Origin of the sequence: Streptomyces sp. MP131-18 (assembly GCF_001984575.1) — a bacterium.
Lineage (GTDB): Bacteria > Actinomycetota > Actinomycetes > Streptomycetales > Streptomycetaceae > Streptomyces > Streptomyces johnsoniae.
In genome coordinates, this window is the sequence record NZ_LZNS01000001.1 from 688618 (window position 1) to 710639 (window position 22022).

At 73.5% G+C, this 22022-nt stretch carries 17 protein-coding genes; 13 read left to right on the top strand and 4 right to left on the bottom strand.

The genetic code is table 11. The features are described from left to right. Nucleotides 1–181: 181 nt before the first annotated feature. The 7 genes from STBA_RS03015 to STBA_RS03045 are packed head-to-tail and all read left to right on the top strand — an operon-like array spanning nt 182 to nt 10162. Nucleotides 182–1477, top strand: coding sequence for an extracellular solute-binding protein (locus STBA_RS03015; RefSeq protein WP_077057740.1), 1296 nt, complete (start codon nt 182–184; stop codon nt 1475–1477). Next, complete coding sequence (locus tag STBA_RS03020) at nt 1474–2451, top strand: sugar ABC transporter permease (RefSeq protein ID WP_077057741.1); 978 nt, start codon at nt 1474–1476, stop codon at nt 2449–2451. Before STBA_RS03015 ends, STBA_RS03020 begins: the two co-directional genes overlap by 4 nt. A 12-nt stretch (nt 2452–2463) precedes the next feature. Then, on the top strand, nt 2464–3276 hold the full coding sequence (locus STBA_RS03025) for a carbohydrate ABC transporter permease (protein ID WP_077057742.1): 813 nt from the start codon (nt 2464–2466) through the stop codon (nt 3274–3276). Between the two features lie 16 nt (nt 3277–3292). Further along, nucleotides 3293–6481, top strand: a complete 3189-nt coding sequence (locus STBA_RS03030) for a glycoside hydrolase family 38 C-terminal domain-containing protein (RefSeq protein WP_077057743.1) — start codon at nt 3293–3295, stop codon at nt 6479–6481. Between the two features lie 59 nt (nt 6482–6540). Further along, nucleotides 6541–8226, top strand: coding sequence for a class I mannose-6-phosphate isomerase (locus tag STBA_RS03035; RefSeq protein WP_077057744.1), 1686 nt, complete (start codon nt 6541–6543; stop codon nt 8224–8226). Next, nucleotides 8223–9077, top strand: coding sequence for an ROK family protein (locus tag STBA_RS03040; protein WP_077057745.1), 855 nt, complete (start codon nt 8223–8225; stop codon nt 9075–9077). The genes STBA_RS03035 and STBA_RS03040 overlap by 4 nt, the downstream gene beginning before the upstream one ends. Before the next feature lie 23 nt (nt 9078–9100). Next, the gene (locus STBA_RS03045) at nt 9101–10162 is read left to right on the top strand and encodes a LacI family DNA-binding transcriptional regulator (RefSeq protein WP_077057746.1); all 1062 of its coding nucleotides are present in this window, start codon (nt 9101–9103) and stop codon (nt 10160–10162) included. Nucleotides 10163–10242: 80 nt separating this feature from the next. Here the strand turns inward: STBA_RS03045 and STBA_RS03050 are convergent, their stop codons facing one another. Then, nucleotides 10243–11472 (bottom strand): PQQ-dependent sugar dehydrogenase, encoded by a 1230-nt coding sequence (locus tag STBA_RS03050; RefSeq protein WP_077057747.1) that lies wholly within the window; start codon nt 11470–11472, stop codon nt 10243–10245. A gap of 246 nt (nt 11473–11718) precedes the next feature. Here STBA_RS03050 and aroQ point away from each other — a divergent pair, with 246 nt between their 5' ends. Further along, nucleotides 11719–12336, top strand: a complete 618-nt coding sequence (gene aroQ, locus STBA_RS03055; RefSeq protein ID WP_253194498.1) for a gamma subclass chorismate mutase AroQ — start codon at nt 11719–11721, stop codon at nt 12334–12336. Here the strand turns inward: aroQ and STBA_RS03060 are convergent. Next, nucleotides 12320–13981: an MDR family MFS transporter gene (locus STBA_RS03060; RefSeq protein ID WP_171987855.1), complete on the bottom strand. Its 1662-nt coding sequence runs from the start codon at nt 13979–13981 to the stop codon at nt 12320–12322. The two genes, aroQ and STBA_RS03060, sit on opposite strands and share 17 nt — an antisense overlap. 105 nt (nt 13982–14086) lie before the next feature. Further along, a complete protein-coding gene (locus tag STBA_RS03065; RefSeq protein WP_077063071.1) occupies nt 14087–14731 on the bottom strand; it encodes a TetR/AcrR family transcriptional regulator in 645 nt (214 codons plus the stop codon). 177 nt (nt 14732–14908) lie between these two features. Here STBA_RS03065 and STBA_RS03070 point away from each other — a divergent pair, with 177 nt between their 5' ends. From STBA_RS03070 to rhaS, 5 genes are all read left to right on the top strand, one after another. Further along, on the top strand, nt 14909–16279 hold the full coding sequence (locus STBA_RS03070) for a Gfo/Idh/MocA family oxidoreductase (RefSeq protein WP_077057748.1): 1371 nt from the start codon (nt 14909–14911) through the stop codon (nt 16277–16279). Nucleotides 16280–16406: 127 nt separating this feature from the next. Beyond that, on the top strand, nt 16407–17924 hold the full coding sequence (locus STBA_RS03075; protein ID WP_077057749.1) for a sugar ABC transporter ATP-binding protein: 1518 nt from the start codon (nt 16407–16409) through the stop codon (nt 17922–17924). Next, a complete protein-coding gene (locus STBA_RS03080; RefSeq protein ID WP_077057750.1) occupies nt 17921–18964 on the top strand; it encodes an ABC transporter permease in 1044 nt (347 codons plus the stop codon). Before STBA_RS03075 ends, STBA_RS03080 begins: the two co-directional genes overlap by 4 nt. After that, complete coding sequence (locus STBA_RS03085) at nt 18954–20024, top strand: ABC transporter permease (protein ID WP_079251684.1); 1071 nt, start codon at nt 18954–18956, stop codon at nt 20022–20024. Before STBA_RS03080 ends, STBA_RS03085 begins: the two co-directional genes overlap by 11 nt. A 68-nt stretch (nt 20025–20092) precedes the next feature. Then, nucleotides 20093–21202, top strand: a complete 1110-nt coding sequence (gene rhaS, locus STBA_RS03090; protein WP_079251685.1) for a rhamnose ABC transporter substrate-binding protein — start codon at nt 20093–20095, stop codon at nt 21200–21202. Here rhaS and STBA_RS03095 read toward each other — a convergent pair. Continuing rightward, a complete protein-coding gene (locus STBA_RS03095) occupies nt 21190–21903 on the bottom strand; it encodes an AAA family ATPase (RefSeq protein WP_077057751.1) in 714 nt (237 codons plus the stop codon). The two genes, rhaS and STBA_RS03095, sit on opposite strands and share 13 nt — an antisense overlap. Nucleotides 21904–22022 lie beyond the last annotated feature (119 nt).

A 22022-nucleotide genomic window follows, 5' to 3' on the forward strand; every position in this document is an offset into this window, starting at 1 on the left:
GCGCCCGGGCGCGGGCGCAGGCGCGGGCGCGGGCGCGGGCATGCCTGAACTCCCGCTGTCACCGATGGTGATCGCGGGAGATTTTTTTCGTCCCCTTCTTGACAGACAGCTACCGGCGGCAGGAAGCTGCACGGCACGTGTTAACGATAACACGGCTAACGCGTACCTGTAGGGAGCCGCCATGTCAGGTAGTCGTTACCCCTTGCCCCTGCCCACTCTCGCCCGCCGCACGGTGCTCGCAGCCGCCGTCGGCGCGGTCGCCACCGCCTGCGGAACCGCCGCGGGACAGCCCGCCGGGAAGGTCGCCCTGCACGGCGACAACGCCTCCTGGGAGGAGCCACTCGCCGCCGCGGGCCGCAGCATGGACTCCGTGGCCGGCCTCGAACTCGTGCCCGAGGTCATTCCCTCGCTCGAGTCCTTCGAGCAGATCGTCAAGTCCTCGCTGCGCACCAACAAGACGCCCGACATGCTCAAGTACTCGTCCGGCTACCGGCTGCGGGACCTGGCCCGTACCGGCGGCATCGAGGACCTGACCCGCGCCTGGGAGAACGCCGAGCGCCGCGGCTGGGTCGACGGCTCGCTGCGCGAGGCGTTCACCCACCGGGAACGGGTCTACGGCCTGCCGATGAACATGAGCTACTGGGTCTTCTTCTACAACACCGAGGTCTTCGCCGAGCACGGCCTGTCGGCCCCGCACACCTGGGACGCGTTCCTCGACACCTGCGCCGGGCTCAAACGGGCGGGCATCGTCCCGCTGCACGCGACGACGGACGGCCGCTGGCCGGCGTTCATCTGGTTCATGGAAGTGCTCAGCCGCCAGGACCCCGAGTTCTACGAAGGGCTGATGAACGGCCGGGAGAGCTACACCGATCCGCGCGCGGAACGGGCCCTGGCGACCATCGCCGACTTCTTCGACCGCGACTGGTTCACCGCGCTGGACATGAGCCACGTGGACGCCGCCGCCTCAGTCGTGCACGGCACGCTCGGCATGATGCCCGGCGGCACGTTCATGACACCGAACTTCACCTCCGCGGGCGGCGAACCCGGCGGCGACATCGGCGCCTTCGTCCTGCCCATGGCCGATCCCGGGGCCCGGCCCGCGATGATCTTCGAGTCCAGCGCCCTGGTGTGCACCGTGAAGGGGCCCGACCGCGACGAGGCCCTCCGGGCCGCGGACGCCTGGCTGCACCCCGAAGTGTCCGCCGCGTTCTCCGGCACGCTCCAGGACGGGTCCCCCAACCCGCGGGTCGACGCGGCCAATCCGCTGCTCGAGGGCGTCGTCGACACAGTCCGCAGGGACCGGCTGTGGCTGCTGAACCGCTTCTGGGAGCTCGGCCCACCCGAACTGGTCGAGGCCACCGTCGACGACCTCGCGGGCCTCCTGCTCAACCCGTCCTCCTACCGCTCGGTGCTGCGCACCATGCAGGGGCGGGCCGAGGAGGCGTGGCAGGTGTGGCGGGAGGCCGAGCAGTCATGACCGACACCCTGAGCACCGCCCCCGCCCCCGCCCCCCGCGGCAGCAGGACCCGGCGCCGCATCCCGCTGCGCAAGCCCCACCGGGCGCCGCGCCGCACCGGACCGCCCGCCGCGTTCGGCGGCCCGCTGACCGCGATCCCGTGGGCCCTGCCCGCCCTGGCGCTGGTCGGCGTGCTGCTGGTCTACCCGTTCATGCGCAGCGTCTACGGCAGCTTCTTCGAGGACAACGGGTTCACCAGCCGCTGGACCGGGCTCGACAACTACGCGCGCCTGGCCGACGACCCGATCTTCTCGCGGTCCGTCCTCAACACCCTGATGTGGGTGGCGGGAACGCTGCTGCTGCCGGTGCTCCTCGGGCTGCTGATCGCGGTGGCCACGCACCGCATGCGTCTTGGCGTCGTGGCACAGCTGGTGATCATGCTGCCGTACGCGATCTCCGGCGCGGCCACCGCCGTGCTGTGGGACTTCATGCTGACCAGCGACGGCGCCGTCAACCAGGTGCTGCGCGCGGTCGGGCTCGACGGGCTCGCGCACCCATGGCTGCTGGAGTGGCCGCACAACACGCTGTCGATGATCGTGGCGAGCACCTGGCAGGGCACCGGTCTCAACGTGGTGCTGTTCGCCATCGGGCTGCGCGCGATCCCGCGGGAGACGGTCGAGGCCGCGCAGCTGGACGGGGCGTCCGGCTGGCGGATGTTCCGCTGGATCACGCTGCCGCAGCTGCGGGCCGTGACAGTGGTGGTCGTCGGCATGGCCATCGTCAACAGCCTGAAGGCGTTCGACATGATCTGGATTCTCACCCAGGGCGGGCCTTCGCGCTCCTCCGAGACGCTGGCGCTGACGATGTACCGGGAGACGTTCCGCCTCTTCCACGTCGGCTACGGCTCCGCCATCGCCCTCGTCCTGACCGTCATCGTCGTGGCCTCCGCGTGGATGTATCTGCGCCGCCAGATGCCGTCCGCCGCCCGGGACTGAGGAGGGATTCCGATGGGACGCACGATGCGCAATCTCTTCGTCGCCGGCTGCGTGGTGCTGTGGCTGGTGCCGCTGTACCTGCTGATCGTCAACGCGCTGACCCCCGCCGGCGGCTACACCGGCGAACCGGACTGGCTGCCGGGGGACTTCGCCCTGCTGGACAATATGAGGACCGCGTGGGACGAGGCGGCGATCGGGGACAGCTTCCTCAACTCACTGCTCTACGCGGTGGTGTGCGGCGCCGCGGCCGTGGTCGTCGCCGCGATGGCCGCGTTCGCCGTGGTGGTCCTGCCCCTGCCGCGGCCGGCCGCGTGGTTCTGGCTGATCTACTCGGGCACGGTCTTTCCGCTCCAGATCTTCCTGGCCCCGCTGTTCGGCCTGTACGCCGACGCGAACCTCTACGACACGCGCCTCGGCCTCATGCTGATCTACGCCGCCTGGGCGGTGCCGTTCGCGTTCTTCCTGATCCGCAACCAGATGACCACGATGCCGCCGGAGGCCACGGAGGCGGCCATGCTGGACGGCGCCTCCTTCACCCGCATCTTCTGGTCGATCCACGTGCCGCTGCTGCGCTCGGGGCTCGGCGCGGCGTTCATCTTCCAGTTCACCGCCGTCTGGAACGACCTGCTGTTCGGGATCACGCTCACCCGCAGCCCCGAGGTGCAGCCCGTGATGGCCGCCCTGACCACCCTCAACACCGCCTACAGCGCCTCGGGGCCGCCGGTGATCCTCGCCGGCGCGCTGATCGTGTCGCTGCCCACCCTCGTCATCTTCCTGGTGTTCCGCGGCCTGTTCCTGCGCGGCGTCACCGCAACCGCACGCTGAACTCGGAGAGATACTCATGACCACTCGTGCTCTCGTCCGCACCACGGCCTGGGACAACGACCGGATACGCGACAGCCTGCGGGCCTCGGTGGTCTCCGCGGAGGGCACCCTCGGCGGCGTCCCCGTCCGGCTGACCCAGGAGCCGCTGCTGCGCCGCGCGGCCGGCGGCGGGCTGCTCCAGTCGCTGCGCGTCGAGGCGGTCGGCGGTGCCGCGCCGCCCGCGCGGCTCACGGTGCGCACCGCGTCCTCCGGCGCCCTCCCGGTCGAGCAACTGGCCGGGCCGAACGGCTCGGTGCGGCTGCTGGTGCCGGCCGTCGACGCGGCCCGCCGGGTCACGGTGACCGCGGACGGCGCCGCGGACCCGTCCGACGGGGTGGAGGTGGAGCTGACGCCGCAGCGGCAGTGGACCATCCACCTGGTGCACCACTCGCACCTGGACATCGGCTACACCGACCCGCAGGGCCACGTACTCGCGGAACACCTGTCGTTCCTCGACTCCTGCCTCGAACTGACCGGCGCCACCGACTCCTGGTCGGAGGAGTCGAAGTTCCGCTGGTGCGTGGAGTCACTGTTGTCCTTCCAGCAGTGGGCCGACGCGCGGCCCGTCGAACAGGTCGAGGAGTTTGTGCGGCGGGTCCGTGAGGGCCGCATCGAGCTGACCGCGATGCCGTTCAACCTGCACACGGAGACGTGCTCGACGGACGAGCTGCACGAACTGCTGCGGCCCGCCCGCGAGGTGGCGAACCGGTTCGGCGTCTCCTTCACCTCCGCGATGCAGACCGACGTGCCCGGCTCGGTCGTGGGCCTGGTGGACGCGCTGGCCTCGGCCGGGGTGCGCTACCTGTCCGTCGCGCACAACTGGGCGGGCCGCTCCGTTCCGCACCTGGTGGGCGGCGACAAGCTGCCGCGCCTCTTCCGCTGGCGCGCGCCCAGCGGCCGCAGCGTGCTGGTGTGGATGACCGACACCCCGCACGGGCTGGCCTACATGGAGGGGCCGCTGCTCGGCTTCGACACCGACTACGCCTCGGTGGACGACCTGCTGCCCGCCTACCTGACCTCGCTGGCGAACAACCCCTACCCGTACGAGGAGGGCGTCTTCGGCTGGCCGATGGACCGCGAGCAGATCTCCCGGGAGCCCTACCCGTGGGACGTGCTGCACCTGCGCGTGCAGGGGAAGTTCGGCGACAACGCGCCGCCGCGGCGGATCATCGCGGACACCGTGCGCCGCTGGAACGAGACGTGGGCCTACCCGCAGCTGCGGCTGTCGCGCAACGAGGACTTCTTCACCGACGCCGAGGCGCGGCTCGGCGACCGCATCCAGACCTTCGAGGGCGACTGGACCGACTGGTGGGTGGACGGCGTCGGCTCCGGCGCGATGCCGCTCTCGCTGGCCCGCACCGCGCAGGGGGTCGTGGCGGACGCGCAGACCATCGGAACGTTCGCCGGGGTGCTCGGCGCGCCGGGCGCCGAGGACGACACCCGCGACGCGGCCGGGGTGTACGAGGCGGTGTCGCTGTTCGACGAGCACACCTGGGGCGCGAGCGACCCGTGGACGCACGGGCACGACCACGGGCACTCGGGCGAGGACCAGTGGCACTGGAAGTACGGGCAGGCCAGGCGCGGCCACGACGACGGGCAGTCACTGCTGAACCGTGCCGCCGCGCGGCTCGGCCAGCGGCTGGCGCGCCCGGCCGGCGCGGCGGCCGCGTTCCACGTGGTCAACACCTGCTCGTGGACGCGCACGGAGGTGGCGCGGATCTTCCTGCCCGAGAGCAGCGTGCCGCTGGAGCAGCCGGTGGCGGTGCTCGACGCCCGCACCGGGGAGCGCCTGGAACACCAGGAGGAGGGACAGGTCAACGACACGCACCGGGACGCGGGCCGGTTCCTCGTGCTGCGCGTGACGGACGTGCCGCCGGCCGGCTCGGTGCGGCTGGACGTGGTGGCGACCGCCGGGGACGGGGTCGGCGGGGACGGTGCGGTGCCGGACTCCATCATGCGCCGGAACCCGACGGGCACCACGGACCGGCAGGACCCGGCCGGGACGGCGGAGCGGGCGCTGGCGCGGCCGGACGCGACGGTGCTGGAGAACGCGCACCTGCGGGTGCGCGTCGACCTGGCGCGGGCGTGCATCGCCTCGATCGTCGACAAGGCGAGCGGGGCCGAACTGGTGCGGCAGGACGCGGTGGTCGGGTTCAACGGCTACCTGCACGACAGCTACACCACGGCGGGCGCGTTCAACCACAACTCCAGCCGCACCACGGCCTCCGACCGGCTGGAGCACCTGGGGGTCCGCGCGGTGGCGCCGCCGGCGGCGCTGATCGACCGGCGGTCCACGGCGGTGGCCGAGATCCTGGTGTACGAGACGCACCCCGCGGGCGCGAACCGGGTCCGCACCACGCTGACGCTGCCGCACGGCATCGCCAGGCTCGACGTGGCGAACAGCGTGGACAAGGACGCCACGCTGGGCAAGGAGAGCGCCTACTTCGCGTTCCCGTTCGCCTTCGGCAGCCCGCGGGTGCGGATGGAGGCGTCGGGCGGGGCGACCGGCAGCGGGCTGCCCGTGGTCCCCGGGTCCGCGCGGCACATGCGGGCGGTGCGCCGCTGGGTGACGCTGGAGGAGGACGGGCTGACGGTGGCGTGGTCGACGCAGGACGCGCCGCTGGTGCAGTTCGGCAACATCGCACTGCCGTACGCACCGTTCCCCGCGACCCTGGAGAAGGACGAGCCGGCGACGGTGTTCTCCTGGATTCACAACAACCTGTGGGACACCAACTTCCCGAGTCAGCAGGGCTTCGAGTTCCCCTTCCGCTACAGCGTCGCGTGCGCCCCCGCGGAGCGGTCGGCCGGTCTCGGGCCGCGCACCGCGGCCGCGTTCAGCCGCCCCCTGCACGCGGTGCGCGCCCGTGGCGAAGCCGTCGCCGACGGCGCGGCGGCGGCCGCGCTCGGATTCGCCGAGGTCGGGGACGCGCGCGTCCGGCTGGTCGGGGCGATCACCCCGGCGGGCGGGCGTTCGGTGCTGCTGCGGCTCCAGTCCTTCGCGGAGGAGCCGGTGTCCTGCCCGGTGCACGTCCATTTCCCGGTCGCCGCCGCGCACGAGGCCGACTACCTGGGAACGGCCCGGGGCGCGCTGCCGGTCGAGGAGGGCCGGGTGACGGTGCCCGTTCCCGCGCTCGGCACGACCGCGGTGCTGCTGGAGCGCCCCTGACCCGGGGCGGCTCCCCACCCCCTTCTGCTTCACGAGAGCAACGAACGCAAGGAGAACGCGTGTACCGGCTCGATCCGCGCTACCCCACGGCGCCGCAGGCGGCCCTGGCCACCGGGTGGCCCGCCGTGGCGGCGCGACTTCCGTCAGGCCCCGCGGTCGTCGCGGTCGAAGGACCGCCGTCCGTTGACTGGCCCGCCCTGGCCGCCCGGCTGCGGCAGGAGCTGGCAGGGCGCGCGACCGCGGTGCAGCTGCTGGACGTGCGCACGCACTACGCGCCACCGGGAACGGTGAGCCGCCGCACCCTCCCCGAGGAGGCCGACGACCCCTATTTCCCGCGCCTGGCGGAAAATGCCCTGGACGACCTGTTCGACGCTCCGCCGTCCGTGCCGCGGCCCGCCGACGGACTGGTGCTGGTCTACGGCCCGGGGGCGGCGCTGACCGCGCACGACGTGCTGTGGTACGCGGACCTGCCGAAGCGGTACGCGGAGGCCGCGGTGGCGGCGGGCGGCGGGGAGAACCTGGGCCTGCCCGGCAGGCCGGCCGATCTGCGGCGGCTGTTCTACGTGGACTGGCCGATGCTCGACCGGCACCGGGACGCCCTGGCACCCCGGATCGACGGGTGGCTGGACGTGCAGGAGGCCGGGGCGCCGACCCTGCTGGACGGGGACGGGATGCGGGCCACGCTGGCGCGGCTGGCCCGCCGCCCGGTGCGCACCAGGCCGTACTTCAACTCCACGCCGTGGGGCGGTCACTGGGCGCAGCGCGAGCTGGGTTTCGCTCCGCGGGCCCGCAACACCGCCCTCGGGTACGAGCTGATCGCCCCGGAGTCGGGCATCCTCGTCGGCGAGGGGCCGGGGCGCCAGGTGGAGCTGCCGTTCCAGCTGATGTGCGTGCTGCATCCGCGGGAGGTGCTGGGCGAGGCGGTGCACGCGGCGTTCGGCACCTCGTTCCCGATCCGCTTCGACTACCTGGACACGGTGGACGGCGGCAACCTGTCGGTGCACTGCCATCCGCGGGAGCGGTACATGCGGGAGCGGTTCGGCTGGTCCTACACGCAGCACGAGACGTACTACGTGACGTTCGGCGGCCCCGACGCGCGGGTGTTCCTCGGCCTGCGCGAGGACGTGGACCTCGACCTGTTCCGCACGGAGGTCGAGAAGGCCGCGGCCGAGCAGGTGCCGATGCGCCCGGAGGACCACGTGCTGACGTTCCCCGCGGAACGCGGGCAGCTGTTCATGATCCCCGCGGGCACCCCGCACTCCAGCGGCGCGGGGAACCTGGTGCTGGAGATCAGCGCCACGCCCTACCTGTACAGCCTGCGGTTCTACGACTGGCAGCGCCCCGACGCGAACGGCCGCCCGCGCCCGCTGCCGTTCCGGCACGGTCTGGCCAACCTCGACACGGCGCGGCGCGGCGCCGCGGTCGAACGCGACCTGGTGCCGCGCCCGCGTACGCTGCGCCGCGGAGAGGGCTGGGAGGAAGAGGTGGTGGGCGCGCTGGACGAGATGTTCTACGAGGTCCGCAGATTCACGCTCCGGGCGGGGGCACGCGCCGAGGACGACACGGCCGGCCGGTTCCACGTGCTGAACGTGGTGGAGGGCGCGGGCGTGACCGTGGAAACGGCGGCGGGCGACCGGCACGAGCTGGCGTTCGCCGAAACGCTGACCGTGCCCGCGGCCGTCGGCGCCTACCGGCTGGTGCCGCACGGCGGGCCGGCGCGCGTGGTCAAGGCGCTCGTGCGGTGATTCCGGTACTCGACATCGGCGGCACCCACGTGACGGCCGCCCTGGTGGACCCGGCGCGGGCGGTGGTCGCCGCCCGCCGCCGGGACCCGCTCCTGCCGCACGGCGCCGCGGAGCACATTCTGGGCGCGGTGCTCGGCTGCGCCGCGGCGCTGCCCGAGCCGCCGGACGGCGTATGGGGGGTCGCGGTGCCGGGCCCGTTCGACTACGCGGGCGGGATCGCGCGGTACGAGGGAGTCGGGAAGTTCGACAGCCTGTACGGGGTGGACATGCGTGCCGCGCTGCTCGCCGGGCTGCCGGGCCGGCCGGCCGGCGTGGTCTTCCTCAACGACGCGCACGCCTTCCTGGTCGGCGAGTGGCACGCCGGTGCCGCCCGGGGGCACCGGCGCTGCGTGGGCATCACGCTCGGCACGGGCGTGGGCTCGGCGTTCCTCGACGGCGGCCGGGTGTGCCGCGCGGGGCCCGGGGTGCCGCCGGACGGCCGCGTCGACCTGCTGACGCTGCACGGGCGCCCGCTGGAGGAGACGGTGTCGCGCCGCGCCATCCTCGCCGCGTACGGCGATCGGGACGCCGACGTCGCCGACATCGCCGCGCGGGCGCGTTCCGGCGAGGAACGGGCCGGGCGGGTGCTCGGGGACGCGCTGCGCGACCTTGGCAGTGTCCTGGCACCCGCTCTAGACTCCTTCGGTGCTTCCGGGCTCGTGGTCGGCGGATCGATGGCGGGCTCCTGGGACCTCGTGGGTCCCGCGCTGCGGGCCGGCCTCGGCCCGGTGACGGCCGCCGTGACGGCGGCCGCCCTAGGCGCCGACGCACCGCTGCTCGGCGCGGCGCATGCCGCGGCCGGGAGCCGATAGCCGAGAAAGGACAGCCGGGCACGATGCCGCACGCGCCAGGGCACAGGGCCGATCGGCCGACTCTCCGGGACGTCGCCAAGCGGGCCGCGGTCAGCGCCATGACCGTCACCCGCGTGCTGCGGGACGATCCGCGGGTGCTGCCGGGGACCAGGGAACGGGTGCTCGCCGCCGTCGCCGAGCTGGGCTACCGGCCGAACACGGTCGCGCGCAGCCTGCGGCTCGGGCGCGGCAGCGGCCTCGTCGGACTGGTCGTCACCAACCTGGCCAACCCGTTCTACTCGCGGCTGGCGCTGGGCGTGGACAGCGTGGTCGGGCCGCACGGGCTGAAGACCGTCATCGGGAACACCCGTCAGGACCTGGACGTCGAACGGGAGCTGGTGGCTGACCTGGTGGGCCGCCGCGTCGACGGCATCATCGCGGTGCCCGCGGGCACCGACCAGCGGCATCTGGCCGCCGCGGTGGCGCAGGGGGTGCCGGTGGTCTGCGCCAGCCGGCCGCCGGCGGGTTTCGAGGCGGACCACGTGCTGGTGGACGACTTCGGCGGGGCGCGGGAGGCGACGGAGCGGCTGCTCGCGCTGGGGCACCGGCGCATCGGCTTCCTCGGCCCGCCGGCCGCCGTGTACACCAGCACCGAGCGGCTGCGCGGGTACCGGGCGGCGCTCGAAGCGGCGGGCCTGCCCGCCACGGACGACGTGATCAGCCAGGGGCAGCAGGACATCGCCACCGCGGAGCGGGCCGCGGCGGGGCTGCTGGCGCTGCCCGCGCCGCCGACCGCGCTGTTCTGCTCCAACAACCGCAACACGATCGGCGCCTTCCGGGCGGTGAGCGCGGCGGGCGGCGACACGGCGCTGGCCGGTTTCGACGATTTCGAACTGGCGGACTCGCTGGGTCTGCCGCTGACCATCCAGGCGTACGACAGCGACGAACTCGGCCGCGAGGCCGGCCGGTTGCTGACCGACCGCATGCGGAACGCACCGGCCGCCGGGGGGGCGCCGCGGCGGACGGTCGTGCCCACCCGGGCCGTTCAGTACGGCACACCGCGGCCCGCCCGGGCCACGGGCGGGAGCGGGACGGCACCGGCCTGACCGGGAGACGGTGACCGGGGCGGTGCGGCGCCCGCCGGCCGGGCTGCCGGGCGCGCCCGGCAGCCCGCGGGCGCGGGGCGTCAGCCTTCGGCGCCCGCCGCCGAGAACGTCACCCGGTGCAGGCCGCCGGGCAGGTCGTTCACCACGTACAGCTCGCCCTCCGGCGTGGCGCCGAAGGCGGTGACCTGCGTGGGGAACTCGCCGATGGTCGCGCTCTCGTAGCTGCCGTCCTCGGCCTGGCGCAGCCCCCACACCGTGTTCGAGCAGTAGTCGGTGGCGACGTAGGTGCCCTCGGCGAGGTCGGCGAACTCCGCGCCCCGGTACACGTGGCCGCCGATGACCGCGCAGCCCTCGACGGACGTCGGATAGGTGAACACCGGGTCGGTCAGCTCGGCGTCCGGCGCGCACTGGTCGGGATTGAACTCCTCCAGGCCCTCACGGCAGGACCAGCCGAAGTTCGCGCCGCCCTCGTCGGCACCGATGTGGTCGATCTCCTCCTGACCGCCCTGGCCGACGTCGCCGATCCACAGTGAGCCGTCCGCCGGGTCGAAGGAGAAGCGCCACGGGTTGCGCAGGCCGTAGGACCAGATCTCGCCGCGCGCGCCCTCGACGCCCGCCAGGGGGTTGTCCTCGGGGATGCAGTAGGCGAGCTCGCCGCAGGTGGCGCTCACGTCGAGGCGCAGGATCTTGCCGAGCAAGGTGTCCGTGCGCTGCCCGTTGCCCGCGGGGTCGCCGGCGCCGCCGCCGTCCCCGATACCGAAGTAGAGGTGGCCGTCGCTGCCGAACGCCAGCTGGCCGCCGTTGTGGTTGGCGTACTGCGCGTGCTCCTGGGTGAGCAGCACCTCGTGGCCGCCGTCCGCGAGGTCGTGGCGGGCCAGCGTCACCGCGCCGTCGGGCAGGGCGGTGTAGGCCAGGTACACCTGCCCGCTCCCGGCGAAGTCGGGCGGCGTGGCGATGCCGAGCAGCCCGCGCTCGTTGCCCGAGTTGTCGACCCGGTCACCGATGTCGAGCAGCGGCTCGGCGGCGAGGCCGCCCTCGGGGTCGTAGGCACGGACGGTACCGGCCTTCTCGGTGATGAACAGCCGGCCGCTGCCGTCGTCCGGGGCGGCGACGGCGGTGGGGCGGGCGAGCCCGGAGGCGACCTGGGTGGCGCTCGCCGCCAGCTCTTCGAGTGGGAGGGCGGCCGCCCGGGCGGGCGGCTCCTGCCCCGGGTCGTCGGAGGCACCGGCCGTCCAGCCGGTGAGGGCCAGGGGGATCGGTACGGTCAGGGCGAGGGCCGCGAGCAGGCGGCCGGTCCGGCGGCGTGGCATATCGACTCCAGGAATGTGGGGGCTTCCTTGTGACGATGGCGCTGAGACCGTCATGTGACGCGTGCGACGGGCGAGTTCGGACGCTACCCCGACTGCCGCCCGCGCCGCCAGGGGTCCTCGTCCGGTAAGGCGGCCGGCGCCGACGCCGCGGAGAACCCGCGGACAGCCCGCGGGAAAATGCGTGCGCCGGGTGGCAGCTGCCGCTGCGCGGGGGCGCCGCCCCGGGGTGCCGGTATACCGGTGCGCATGACCGGCATCAGGCTCCTGCGGCGGGCGCTGCCCGTCGCCGTTCTCCTGCCCCTCGCCCTGCTCGGCGGCGCCCCGCCCGCGGCGGCGGCCCCGGCCGATCCGCTCCACCGCGTGGCCGAGGCGTCCGAGCGGCGGCTGGCCACGGCCGCCGACGTGGCCGCGGTCAAGTGGGCCACCGGGACGCCCGTGGACGACCCGGCGCGGGAGGGCGAGGTGCTCGCCCGCGGGCGCGCGCTGGCCGCGGGCGCCGGACTCGATCCCGCCGTGGCGGAACGGGTGCTCGCCGACCAGATCGCGGCGAGCAAGACGGTGCAGCGGGCGTTGCACCGGCGGTGGGCCGTACGGCCCGCGTCGCGCCCGGCCACGGAGCCCGGCGGGCTGGCGGGGGTGCGCGGGGAGATCGACGCGGCGGACCGCGCGCTGGTGGCGGCGCTCGCCGCGGCGGGGTCGCAGCGGGACGCGCCGGCGTGCGCCGGGCGGCTGGCCGTCCGGCGCACGCACGTCGCCCTGGAACGCCGCCTCGACGGCCTGCGTTCCAGGGCGCTCGCACAATCGCTCGCGTCCGTGTGCCCGGGGGCCGGCCCCCGGGGTACGGGCGTCAGCGCGCCGGGGTGACGGGTGCCTCGTCCTGCGCCTCGCCGGCGTCCCGCGGCCCGTCCTCGGCCAGGTTCCGCGGCTCGGTGCCCCGCTCCGTCGCCGCCTCCCCGGGCGTCTCCCCGGCCTCCTGAAGCCGTGCGGCCTCGGCCTCCTCGGCGAGCCGCTCGGTGCCGCTGGTGGTCTTGAGCGGCTTCTCCTTGATGAAGAGGACGACGAGCAGCGCGATGGCGGCGAACGGGGTGGCCACCAGGAACAGGTCCGCGGTGGCGGTGCCGTAGGCGTCCTGCACGACCTCCCGCACCGGCGCGGGGAGCACCGCGATGTCGGGCACGGCGCCGTGCCCGCCTCCGCCGCCCTCGCCGCCGCCCTCGGCGCCCGGGAGGTTGGCGGACATCTCGCTGGCGACCCGGTTGGCCAGGATCGCGCCGAGGACGCTGGTGCCGATGGTGCCGCCCATGCTGCGGAAGAACGACAGCACGGAGGTGGCCGCGCCCAGGTCGGCGGCCGGAACGTCGTTCTGCGCGGCCAGCACCAGGTTCTGCATGAGCAGGCCGACGCCGATGCCGAGGACGGCCATGTAGAGGCTGAGCAGGCCGAAGCCGGTGTCCGCGTCGACGGTGGCGAGCATGGCGAGTCCCGCGGTCATGGCCACGCCGCCGATGACGAGGTAGATCTTCCATTTCCCCGTGGCGGTGATGAGCTGGCCCGCGACGGTGGACGACACCAGCAGACCGAAGATCATCGGCAGGCTCATCAGCCCGGCCACCGTCGGGGACTTGCCCAGCGCGACCTGGAAGTACTGGGACAGGAAGACGGTGCCGCCGAACATCGCCAGGCCGACCAGCAGGCTGGCGACGGTCGTCAGGGTGACGGTGCGGTTGCGGAAGATGCCCATCGGGATGACCGGTTCGGGCACGCGCGTCTCGACGATCACCGCGGCCACGAGCAGCAGCACGCCGCCGCCGGTCAGTACGGCCGTCTGCCAGGACGCCCAGTCGAACTGGTTGCCCGCGAGGGAGGTCCAGATCAGCAGCGAGCACACGCCCGCGACGATGAGGAACGCGCCCAGGTAGTCGATCTTGACGTCCCGCCGCAGGGTGGGGAGCGACAGGGTTCGCTGGAGCAGGAAGATCGCGGCGGTGGCGAAGGGCACGCCGATGAAGAAGCACCAGCGCCAGCCGAGCCAGGAGGTGTCGACCAGCAGGCCGCCGATCAGCGGCCCGGCGACGGTGCCGACGGCGAAGACGGCGCCGAATATCCCTGCGTACTTGCCGAGCCGGCGCGGCGGGATGACGGCGGCCATCACAACCTGGACGAGCGCCGTCAGACCGCCCGCGCCGATGCCCTGCACGACGCGGCTGAAGATCAGCACCTCGATGCCCTGCGAGAAGCCGGCCACCAGCGAGCCCACGACGAACAGGGCGAGCGAAGCCTGGAGCAGCAGCTTCTTGTTGTACAGGTCGGAGAGCTTGCCCCACAGCGGAACGGTGGCGGTCATCGCCAGCAGTTCGGAGGTGACGACCCACGTGTAGGAGGACTGGCTCGCGCCGAGGTCGGTGATGATGCGGGGCAGCGCGTTGGCCACCACGGTGCCGGCCAGGATGGCGACGAACATGCCGGCCATGAGACCGGACATGGCCTGGAGTATCTGGCGTTCTGTCATGGGCGGCGGTGCGTTTTCCGGCACCTCTGTTGTGGTCACAACGTCCTTCTTCATGAACTGTGCGGTGAGGGAAGGGGAAAGCGGTCCGACGCGGACCCGTGGGGATCAGCGGTCGTCGGGGGGCGGCGCCGGCAGTCCGGCGGCCAGGTGCGTGAAGACCCGCTCGAACACGGCGAGGAACGGCACGGTGGCGCCGCCGGCGCTCCAGTGCTCGATGGAGATGCGCACCGCGGTACCGGCGACCGCTGCCAGCAGCCGCGGGTACAGGCCGGGCCGTTCCGGCTCGGGGGAGCCGGGGTCGAGTCGCTGGGCGATGGCTCTGGCCAGGCCGAGCTCGTCCTCCAGGTGGGCACCGAGGGAGCGGACCATCAGGTGGGGGGCCTGCTTCAGCACCTCGGCGCGCAGGTTCCACACCTCGTGACGTCTCTCGACGTCGGCCAGTTCGTCCGCGAAGGCGCGGTGGACCGCGGTCAGCGGGTCGAGGGACGGCGGCGCGGCCAGGACGGCCTCCCGGATCCGCGTGCCGACCTCGGCGTCGATCGTGACGAAGGCGTCGTCCCGGCTGTCGAAGTAGTTGAAGAAGGTCCGCGGCGAGACGTCGGCCGCCTCGCTGATCGCCTCCACGGTGACGTTGTCGACGCCGTGCTCGGCGGCGAGCCGCACGGCCGCCTCGGCGAGCGCCGCTCGCGTGGCCCGCTTCTTCCGTTCCCTGAGCCCCACCGGAGCGCCTGCATCCTTCACACCTTGCAGAGTATGAAAAAATGCAGAGAATGCAAAATCTTTTTCGACCCCGCAAACCCCGCGGAACGCATCGAGATCAAACAAGTATCCGCAGGATGCTTCGCCAACCCACGGAAACCTCCATAGAGTGCCGGAGGCATCCGGTGTTCGGATGCACACCACCAGGAAAGGACCAGTGCGTTGGCCATGCCGACCTCGACGAACGGCACCCACCGCCGGTATGCGCTCCTCGGCACCGGGAGCCGGGGCCGTGAATACGTGCGCGCCCTGTGCCGCGATCACCGGGACGTCGCCACGCTCGCCGCGTTCCTCGACCCCAACCCCGGACGGCTCGACTTCTACCAGGAGCTCGTGCGCGATCTGGGAACGGGCGTGGCCCCGCCCGCCCGCTACGGCTCGGACGACGTGGAACGGATGATCACGGAACAGCGGATCGACCGGGTCATCGTGACGGCCCCCGACCACGCCCACGCCGACATCATCGTGCGGGCGCTGCATGCCGGCGCCGACGTGATCACGGAGAAGCCCCTGACCACCGACGCCGAGGGCACGCGGCGCATCGCCGCCGCGCTCGACGCCACCGGACGGGACCTGGTCGTCACGTTCAACTACCGCTACTCCCCCAGGAACAGCGCACTGCGCGAGCTGATCGCTTCAGGGGCGGTGGGCGAGGTCACCGGCGTGCAGTTCGAGTGGGTGCTCGACACCCAGCACGGCGCCGACTACTTCCGCCGCTGGCACCGGGAGAAGCCCAACTCGGGCGGGCTGCTGGTGCACAAGGCGTCCCACCACTTCGACCTCGTCAACTGGTGGCTCGACGACGCGCCCCGGCGCGTGTTCGCCTCCGGCGGCCTGCGCTTCTACGGCGCGCAGAACGCGGCGCGGCGCGGGCTCGGTCCCCGTCCCGAGCGCGGCACGACCGAGGGGAGCGCCGACGACCCGTTCCTGCTGGACCTGCGCGACGACGAAAGCCTGCGCCGTCTCTACCTGGAGACCGAGCACCACGACGGCTACCTGCGCGACCTGGACGTGTTCGGCCCCGGCATCACCATCGAGGACAACCTCGCGCTCGTCGTCGACTACGCGGGGGGCGCCGCCCTCTCCTACTCCCTCAACGCCCACAGCCCCTGGGAGGGTTACCGGGTCGCGGTCAACGGGACGGCGGGGCGGGCCGAGCTTGAGGTCGTGGAGCGCGCCGCCGTGCTCACCGGCAAGGACGGGCACGTCGCGGTCGACCCCAGCGTCACCGCGAAGACCGCGGGCGCGGCGGAGGACAGCAGGACCGAGGGCGAACGGCTGGTGCTCCAGCGGCACTGGGAGCCCGCGCGCGAGGTGCCCATCCCGGAGGCCACCGGCGGCCACGGCGGCGGCGACGCGGAGCTGTATCTGGCCCTCTTCCGCGAGGTGCCGCCCGACCCGCTGGGCAGGGCGGCGGGCGTCGCCGACGGGCTGCGGGCCGTCGCGGTCGGCATCGCGGGCAACCGTTCGCTCGACACCGGCCTCCCGGTCCTGATCCACGAGCTCGGCCTCGGCGGCGGCAGCCACACGCCGGGCTGACCGGCCGGCGGCGGGGCCGTTCCGCACCTCTTGACACTCCCTCACCTCGCGCCTATGTTCCTCGGCACGTGTTTGAATCGTTTCACGACGCGTTGCACGTGGAAGAACGTGTGGAAGAAGGAGTGCCATGTCCGGCCCCGCCGCCGCATCGCCACTGCTCCACCTACGGGACGTCGCCAAATCCTTCGGACCGGTCGCCGCCGTGAAGGGGGTGTCGTTCGCCCTGCACGCCGGGCGCGTGCACGCCCTCGCGGGCGAGAACGGCGCCGGCAAGTCGACCGTCGTCAAAATGCTGGCCGGCGTGCACCGGCCCGACTCCGGCGGCCTCGAACTCGAAGGCCGTCCCATCTCCCCGGACGGCCCGGCCGCGGCGCAGGCGGCCGGCATCGCCGTCATCCATCAGGAACCGACCCTCTTCCCCGATCTGCCGGTCGCCGAGAACATCTTCATGGGCCGTCAGCCCACCGGCAGATTCGGCCGCATCGACCGCGGCGCCATGAACGAGGCGGCCGGCCGCCTCTTCGCCCGGCTCGGCGTCGCCATCGACCCCGACCGGCAGGCCCGCGGCCTGTCCATCGCCGACCAGCAGCTCGTCGAGATCGCGAAGGCCCTCTCGCGCCGGGCGAAGGTCTTCGTGATGGACGAGCCCACCGCCGCGCTGTCCGGCGTCGAGGCCACCCGCCTCTTCGCCGTCATCAGGGGCCTCACCGAACGCGGCGCCGCGGTGCTCTTCATATCCCACCGCTTCGACGAGATCTTCTCGCTGTGCGACGACATCACCGTCATGCGCGACGGCGCCTGGGTCTCCACCGACCGCGTCGCCGACGTCACGGTGGACACGGTGGTGCGGCGCATGGTGGGCCGGGAGGTCTCCGCGCTGTTCCCCAAGCAGGACGTAGAGCCGGGCGACGTCGTCCTCGACGTCCGCGGGCTGACCAGAACCGGCGTCTTCGAGGACGTCTCGCTCACCGTCCGCCGCGGCGAGATCGTCGCGCTGGCCGGGCTCGTCGGCGCCGGGCGCAGCGAAGTCGTCCGCGCCGTCTTCGGCATCGACCGTTACGAGAGCGGCGACGTGCGCGTCGGCGGCCGGCTCCTGCCGCCGGGCTCCCCGGCCGCGGCCATGGCGCAGGGCATCGCCCTGGTGCCGGAGGACCGCCGCCAGCAGGGGCTGGTGATGGAGCTGTCCGTGGAGCGGAACGCGACGCTGACCCGGCTGCGTCCGCTCGCCAGGTTCGGGCTGCTCTCCGGCCGCGGCGAACGGCGCGCCGCCACGGACCTGGCCCGGCGGCTGCACGTGCGGCACGGCGGCCTCGGCGACGCCGTGGGCACGCTGTCCGGCGGCAACCAGCAGAAGCTGGTCCTGGCCAAGTGGCTGGCGACCTCGCCGCAGGTGCTGATCCTCGACGAGCCGACGCGCGGCATCGACGTGGGTACCAAGGCCGAGGTGCACCGGATCATGTCCGGCCTCGCCGCCGAGGACATGGCGGTGCTGATGGTGTCCTCCGAACTGCCCGAAGTGCTGGGCATGGCCGACCGGGTGCTCGTGATGCGCGAGGGCCGGATCACCGCGGAGCTGCCGGGCTCCCGGGCCACCGAGGAATCGGTGATGTTCGCCGCCACCGGGCAGCCGGGGGCGGGGGCATGAAGCGGCCGGTGGAAGGAACGGCGCACCCGCGCTCCGGTGCGCGCCGCGTATGGGCGGCGCGCGAGCTGGGCGTGCTCCTGGCGCTCGCCCTGCTGGTTGCGGTCACGGCGGCGGACAACTCCCGTTTCCTGTCCGCCCAGAGCATCAGGGACGTACTGCTGAGCGCGTCGATCCTGATGGTGCTCGCGGTGGGGCAGACGGTCGTCGTCGTCACCCGCAACATCGACCTGTCGGTCGGCTCGGTGCTCGGCCTGACCGCGTTCGCGACGGGCAAGCTGTTCGTCGCGGCGCCCGGTACGCCGATCCTGCTCGCGGTGCTCGCCGGTGTCGGTCTCGGCGCGCTGTGCGGCCTGCTCAACGGCGCGCTGGTCGCCGCGGCCCGGGTGCCCGCGCTGGTCATCACGCTGGGCACGCTGTACGTGCTGCGCGGCATCGACCACTCCTGGGCTTCGGGCGAGCAGATCAACGCCGCGGACATGCCGCGTTCGTTCCTCGACCTGGGCACGGCCACGCTGCTGGGCGTGCCCGTCCTGGCGCTGCTCGCCGCCGCGGTGCTGGTCGTCGTGGCGGTGTGGCTCTCCTCCTACCGCAGCGGGCGGGAGCTGTACGCGATCGGTTCCGAGCCGGCCGCCGCGCGGCTGGCCGGCATCGCGGTCGGGCGCAGGGTGTTCACGGCCTTCCTGGTCAGCGGCGCCCTGGCCGGCCTGGCCGGCGTGCTGCACGCGGCCAGGTACGGCACGGTGGACGCCACCGTGGGCACCGGGCTCGAACTCCAGGTCGTGGCCGCCGTCGTGGTCGGCGGCGTGGCCATCTTCGGCGGCAGCGGAACGGCCTGGGGAGCCGCGCTCGGCGCCCTGCTGCTCGCCACGATCGGCAGTTCGCTCGCGGTCCTGCGGGTCGACCCGTTCTGGCAGCAGGCCGTGGTCGGGGCGCTGATCCTCGCCGCGATCGGCCTGGACCGGCTGCTCGCCGCGCGCATGGCGGCGCGTGCGGTCCGTTCGCAGGGACGCGCAAGGGAAGGGACGAGCCATGGCGCATGACACCCTGTACGCGCAGCCGCAGGAGCCGCAGGGCCCGGCGCCGGGGCGCGGCGGCGGGCGGCTCGCCGCCGTACTGCGCCGCTGGGACACCACGGTCGTGCTCGGGCTGATCGCGGTGGTGGTGGGCGCGGCGCTGCTGGTGGACGGCTTCGCCACCGGCCGCAACGCGGAGTTCCTGCTCCTGGACGCGGTGGCCATCGGCCTGGTCGCGCTGCCCATGACACTGATCGTCGTCACCGGCGAGATCGACCTGTCGGTGGCGAGCACGCTGGGCCTGTGCAGCGCGGTGATGGGCCAGCTGTGGCTGTCCGGCTGGCCGCTGGAGCTGATCGTGCCGGCCGCCGTGGCGCTCGGCGCGGTGCTCGGGGCCGTGAACGGGCTGTTCGTGACCGGCTTCGGGCTGCCGTCGCTCGCGGTGACGATCGGAACGCTGGCCGCCTACCGCGGTCTCGCGTTCGTCGTGCTCGGCGACCAGGCGGTCGCGGACTTCCCTGGCGAGTGGACGGACGCCGCCGTCGGGACCGTCCCCGGCGGGGCGCTGCCCTGGGCGATGGTGGGCACGGCGCTGCTCGCGGTCGTCTTCGGCATCCTGCTGCACGCGACGCCCCCGGGCCGGGAGCTCTATGCGATCGGCAGCAACGCCGAGGCCGCCCGCTTCTCCGGCATCGCGGTGGCGCGCCGGAAGTTCTGGCTGTTCGTCGCGTCCGGCGCGGTGTCAGGGCTGGCCGGCGTGTACTGGACGCTGCGGTACGCGAGCGCCCGCGCGGACAACGGCGAGGGTCTCGAACTTGCCGTCGTGGCCGCCGTGCTGCTGGGCGGCGTGTCCATCTTCGGCGGCCGGGGCACGCTGGCGGGCGTGTGCGCGGGCGTGCTGCTGCTCGGCACGCTGCGCAACGCGCTGCAACTGGCCGACGTGCCCTCCGACACGCTGGACATCGTCACGGGCTCGCTGCTGATCGCCTCCGTCGTCGTGCCGAACGCCGTGGTGCTGCTGCGGGCGCGGCTCGGGCGCCCCCGCTCCGGCTCCGCCCCTCCCCCACGGCCGGGGAACGCCCCGTAGCCGCCCGCGTTCCGCGGCTTTGCCGCGGCACCACGAAGCACCCAGGAACCAGCGAAAGGAACCTTCCGATGAACCTGATTCCTCGCGGTCCGCGCACCGGTGGTCCGCGTACCGGTCCGCGCATCGGCATCGCCCTGGCCGCCTGCGCGGCCCTGCTCGCCTCCGCGGCCTGCTCGGGAACGACGCGCGGTGACGACGACGAAGACACCGACGACGGCGCGGAGTCCACCGCGCAGGCCGACCCCTCCGCGCCGCTGGCGGAGGACCTGGCCGTCGCGTTCCTGCCCAAGCAGGTCAACAACCCCTATTTCACGGTCGCGGACGAGGGCGGCCGGGTCGCCGTGGAGGAGTTCGGCGGGGAGTACAAGGAGACCGGCCCCTCGGAGGCCAGCGCCTCCTCCCAGGTCAGCTACATCAACACGCTGTCCCAGCAGCAGACCGACGTCATCGCCATCGCCGCGAACGACCCGGGGGCCGTCTGCGGCGCGCTGGACGGGGCGCGCTCCGCGGGCGCGCGGGTGGTGACGTTCGACTCGGACACCGGTCCCGAGTGCCGCGACCTGTTCGTCAACCAGGCGACGGCCGAGGGCATCGCGCAGACGCAGGTCGAGCTGATCGCGGAACAGATCGGCGGCGAGGGCCAGATCGCGATCCTCTCCGCGACCCCCAACGCGACCAACCAGAACGCCTGGATCGCGCTGATGGAGGAGGAGCTGGCGAAGCCCGAGTACGCGGGCATCGAGCTGGTGACGGTGGCCTACGGCAACGACGAGGACGAGAAGTCGTTCCAGGAGACGCAGGGCCTGCTGCGCTCCTACCCCGACCTGGCCGGGATCGTCTCGCCGACCACCGTCGGGCTCGCCGCCGCCGCGCGCTACCTGTCCGGCTCCGAGTACGGCGGCGAGGTCGCGCTGACCGGCCTCGGCACGCCCAACCAGATGCGGGAGTTCGTCGCGGACGGCACCGTGGAGTCGTTCGCCCTGTGGAACCCGGCCGACCTCGGCTACCTGGCCGCCTACGCGGGCGCCGCGCTGGCCTCCGGGCAGATCACGGGCGCGGAGGGCGAGACGTTCACGGCCGGGGAGTTGGGCGAGTACACCATCGCCGAGGAGAGCACGGTCGTCCTCGGCCCGCCGACGGTCTTCACCGAGGAGAACATCGACGACTACTCCTTCTGACCCCGCGCGGCGCACCCCGGGGGCACGGACGGCCTGCGGTCGTCCGTGCCGGGGTCGGCCGGTCCGGCCGGTCCCGGCACGGCGAAGACGATGCCGGCCAGCGCGGCGGCCGCCGACCGGTCGAGGAGCACCGCGGACGCGCAGCCCGCGGGCAGCCGGCCCGCGACCACGTCCGCGACCAGCCGGGCGATGGCCCGCCGGTGCCGGGCGAACACCCGCAGGGACACGGCCCGGCCGCGCTCGCGCTGACCGGCCAGGGCCGTGTCCGCGGGCACGTCGAGGATCAGCAGGTGGAAGCCGGTGCCGCGGCGCCGCGCGTCGCGGCCGAGCCAGCGGCGCACCCACGCCGTTCTGCCGCAGTCGTGCACCAGCACGGCGGACGGCGAGCGCAGCGCCCGCCACAGCCTGGCGTAGTGCGCCAGGCGCACCGCGGGGCGGTACACGGGGTAGGGGAGGCGGCGCGGCAGGCGGCGCGCCCAGCGCTCCCTGACCTCCTGGGAGTCGATGAGCACGGCCGCGGCGCCGCGGGCCCTGAGCATGAGGGTCGACTTGCCGCTGCCCGGCAGGCCGGAGACGACGACGCGCTCGCCGGCCGCCCACCGCAGAGTCTCCGGCAGACCGGCGGCCCCCCGCAGATCGCACACGCGCGGGCCGGCACGTTCCTGAACCTTGCGGCCGGTCAGATCCTCGCGGTGCGCCATGACGGTGTCCCCTTCTGGGCGATGGCGCGTTCCCGCGCGGCGGCGCCCGGCCGTGGCGCGGCGACAAGACGTGACCGCGAATCCGAAAACGGTAACCGGCCCTGGGGTTGGTCCGCAAT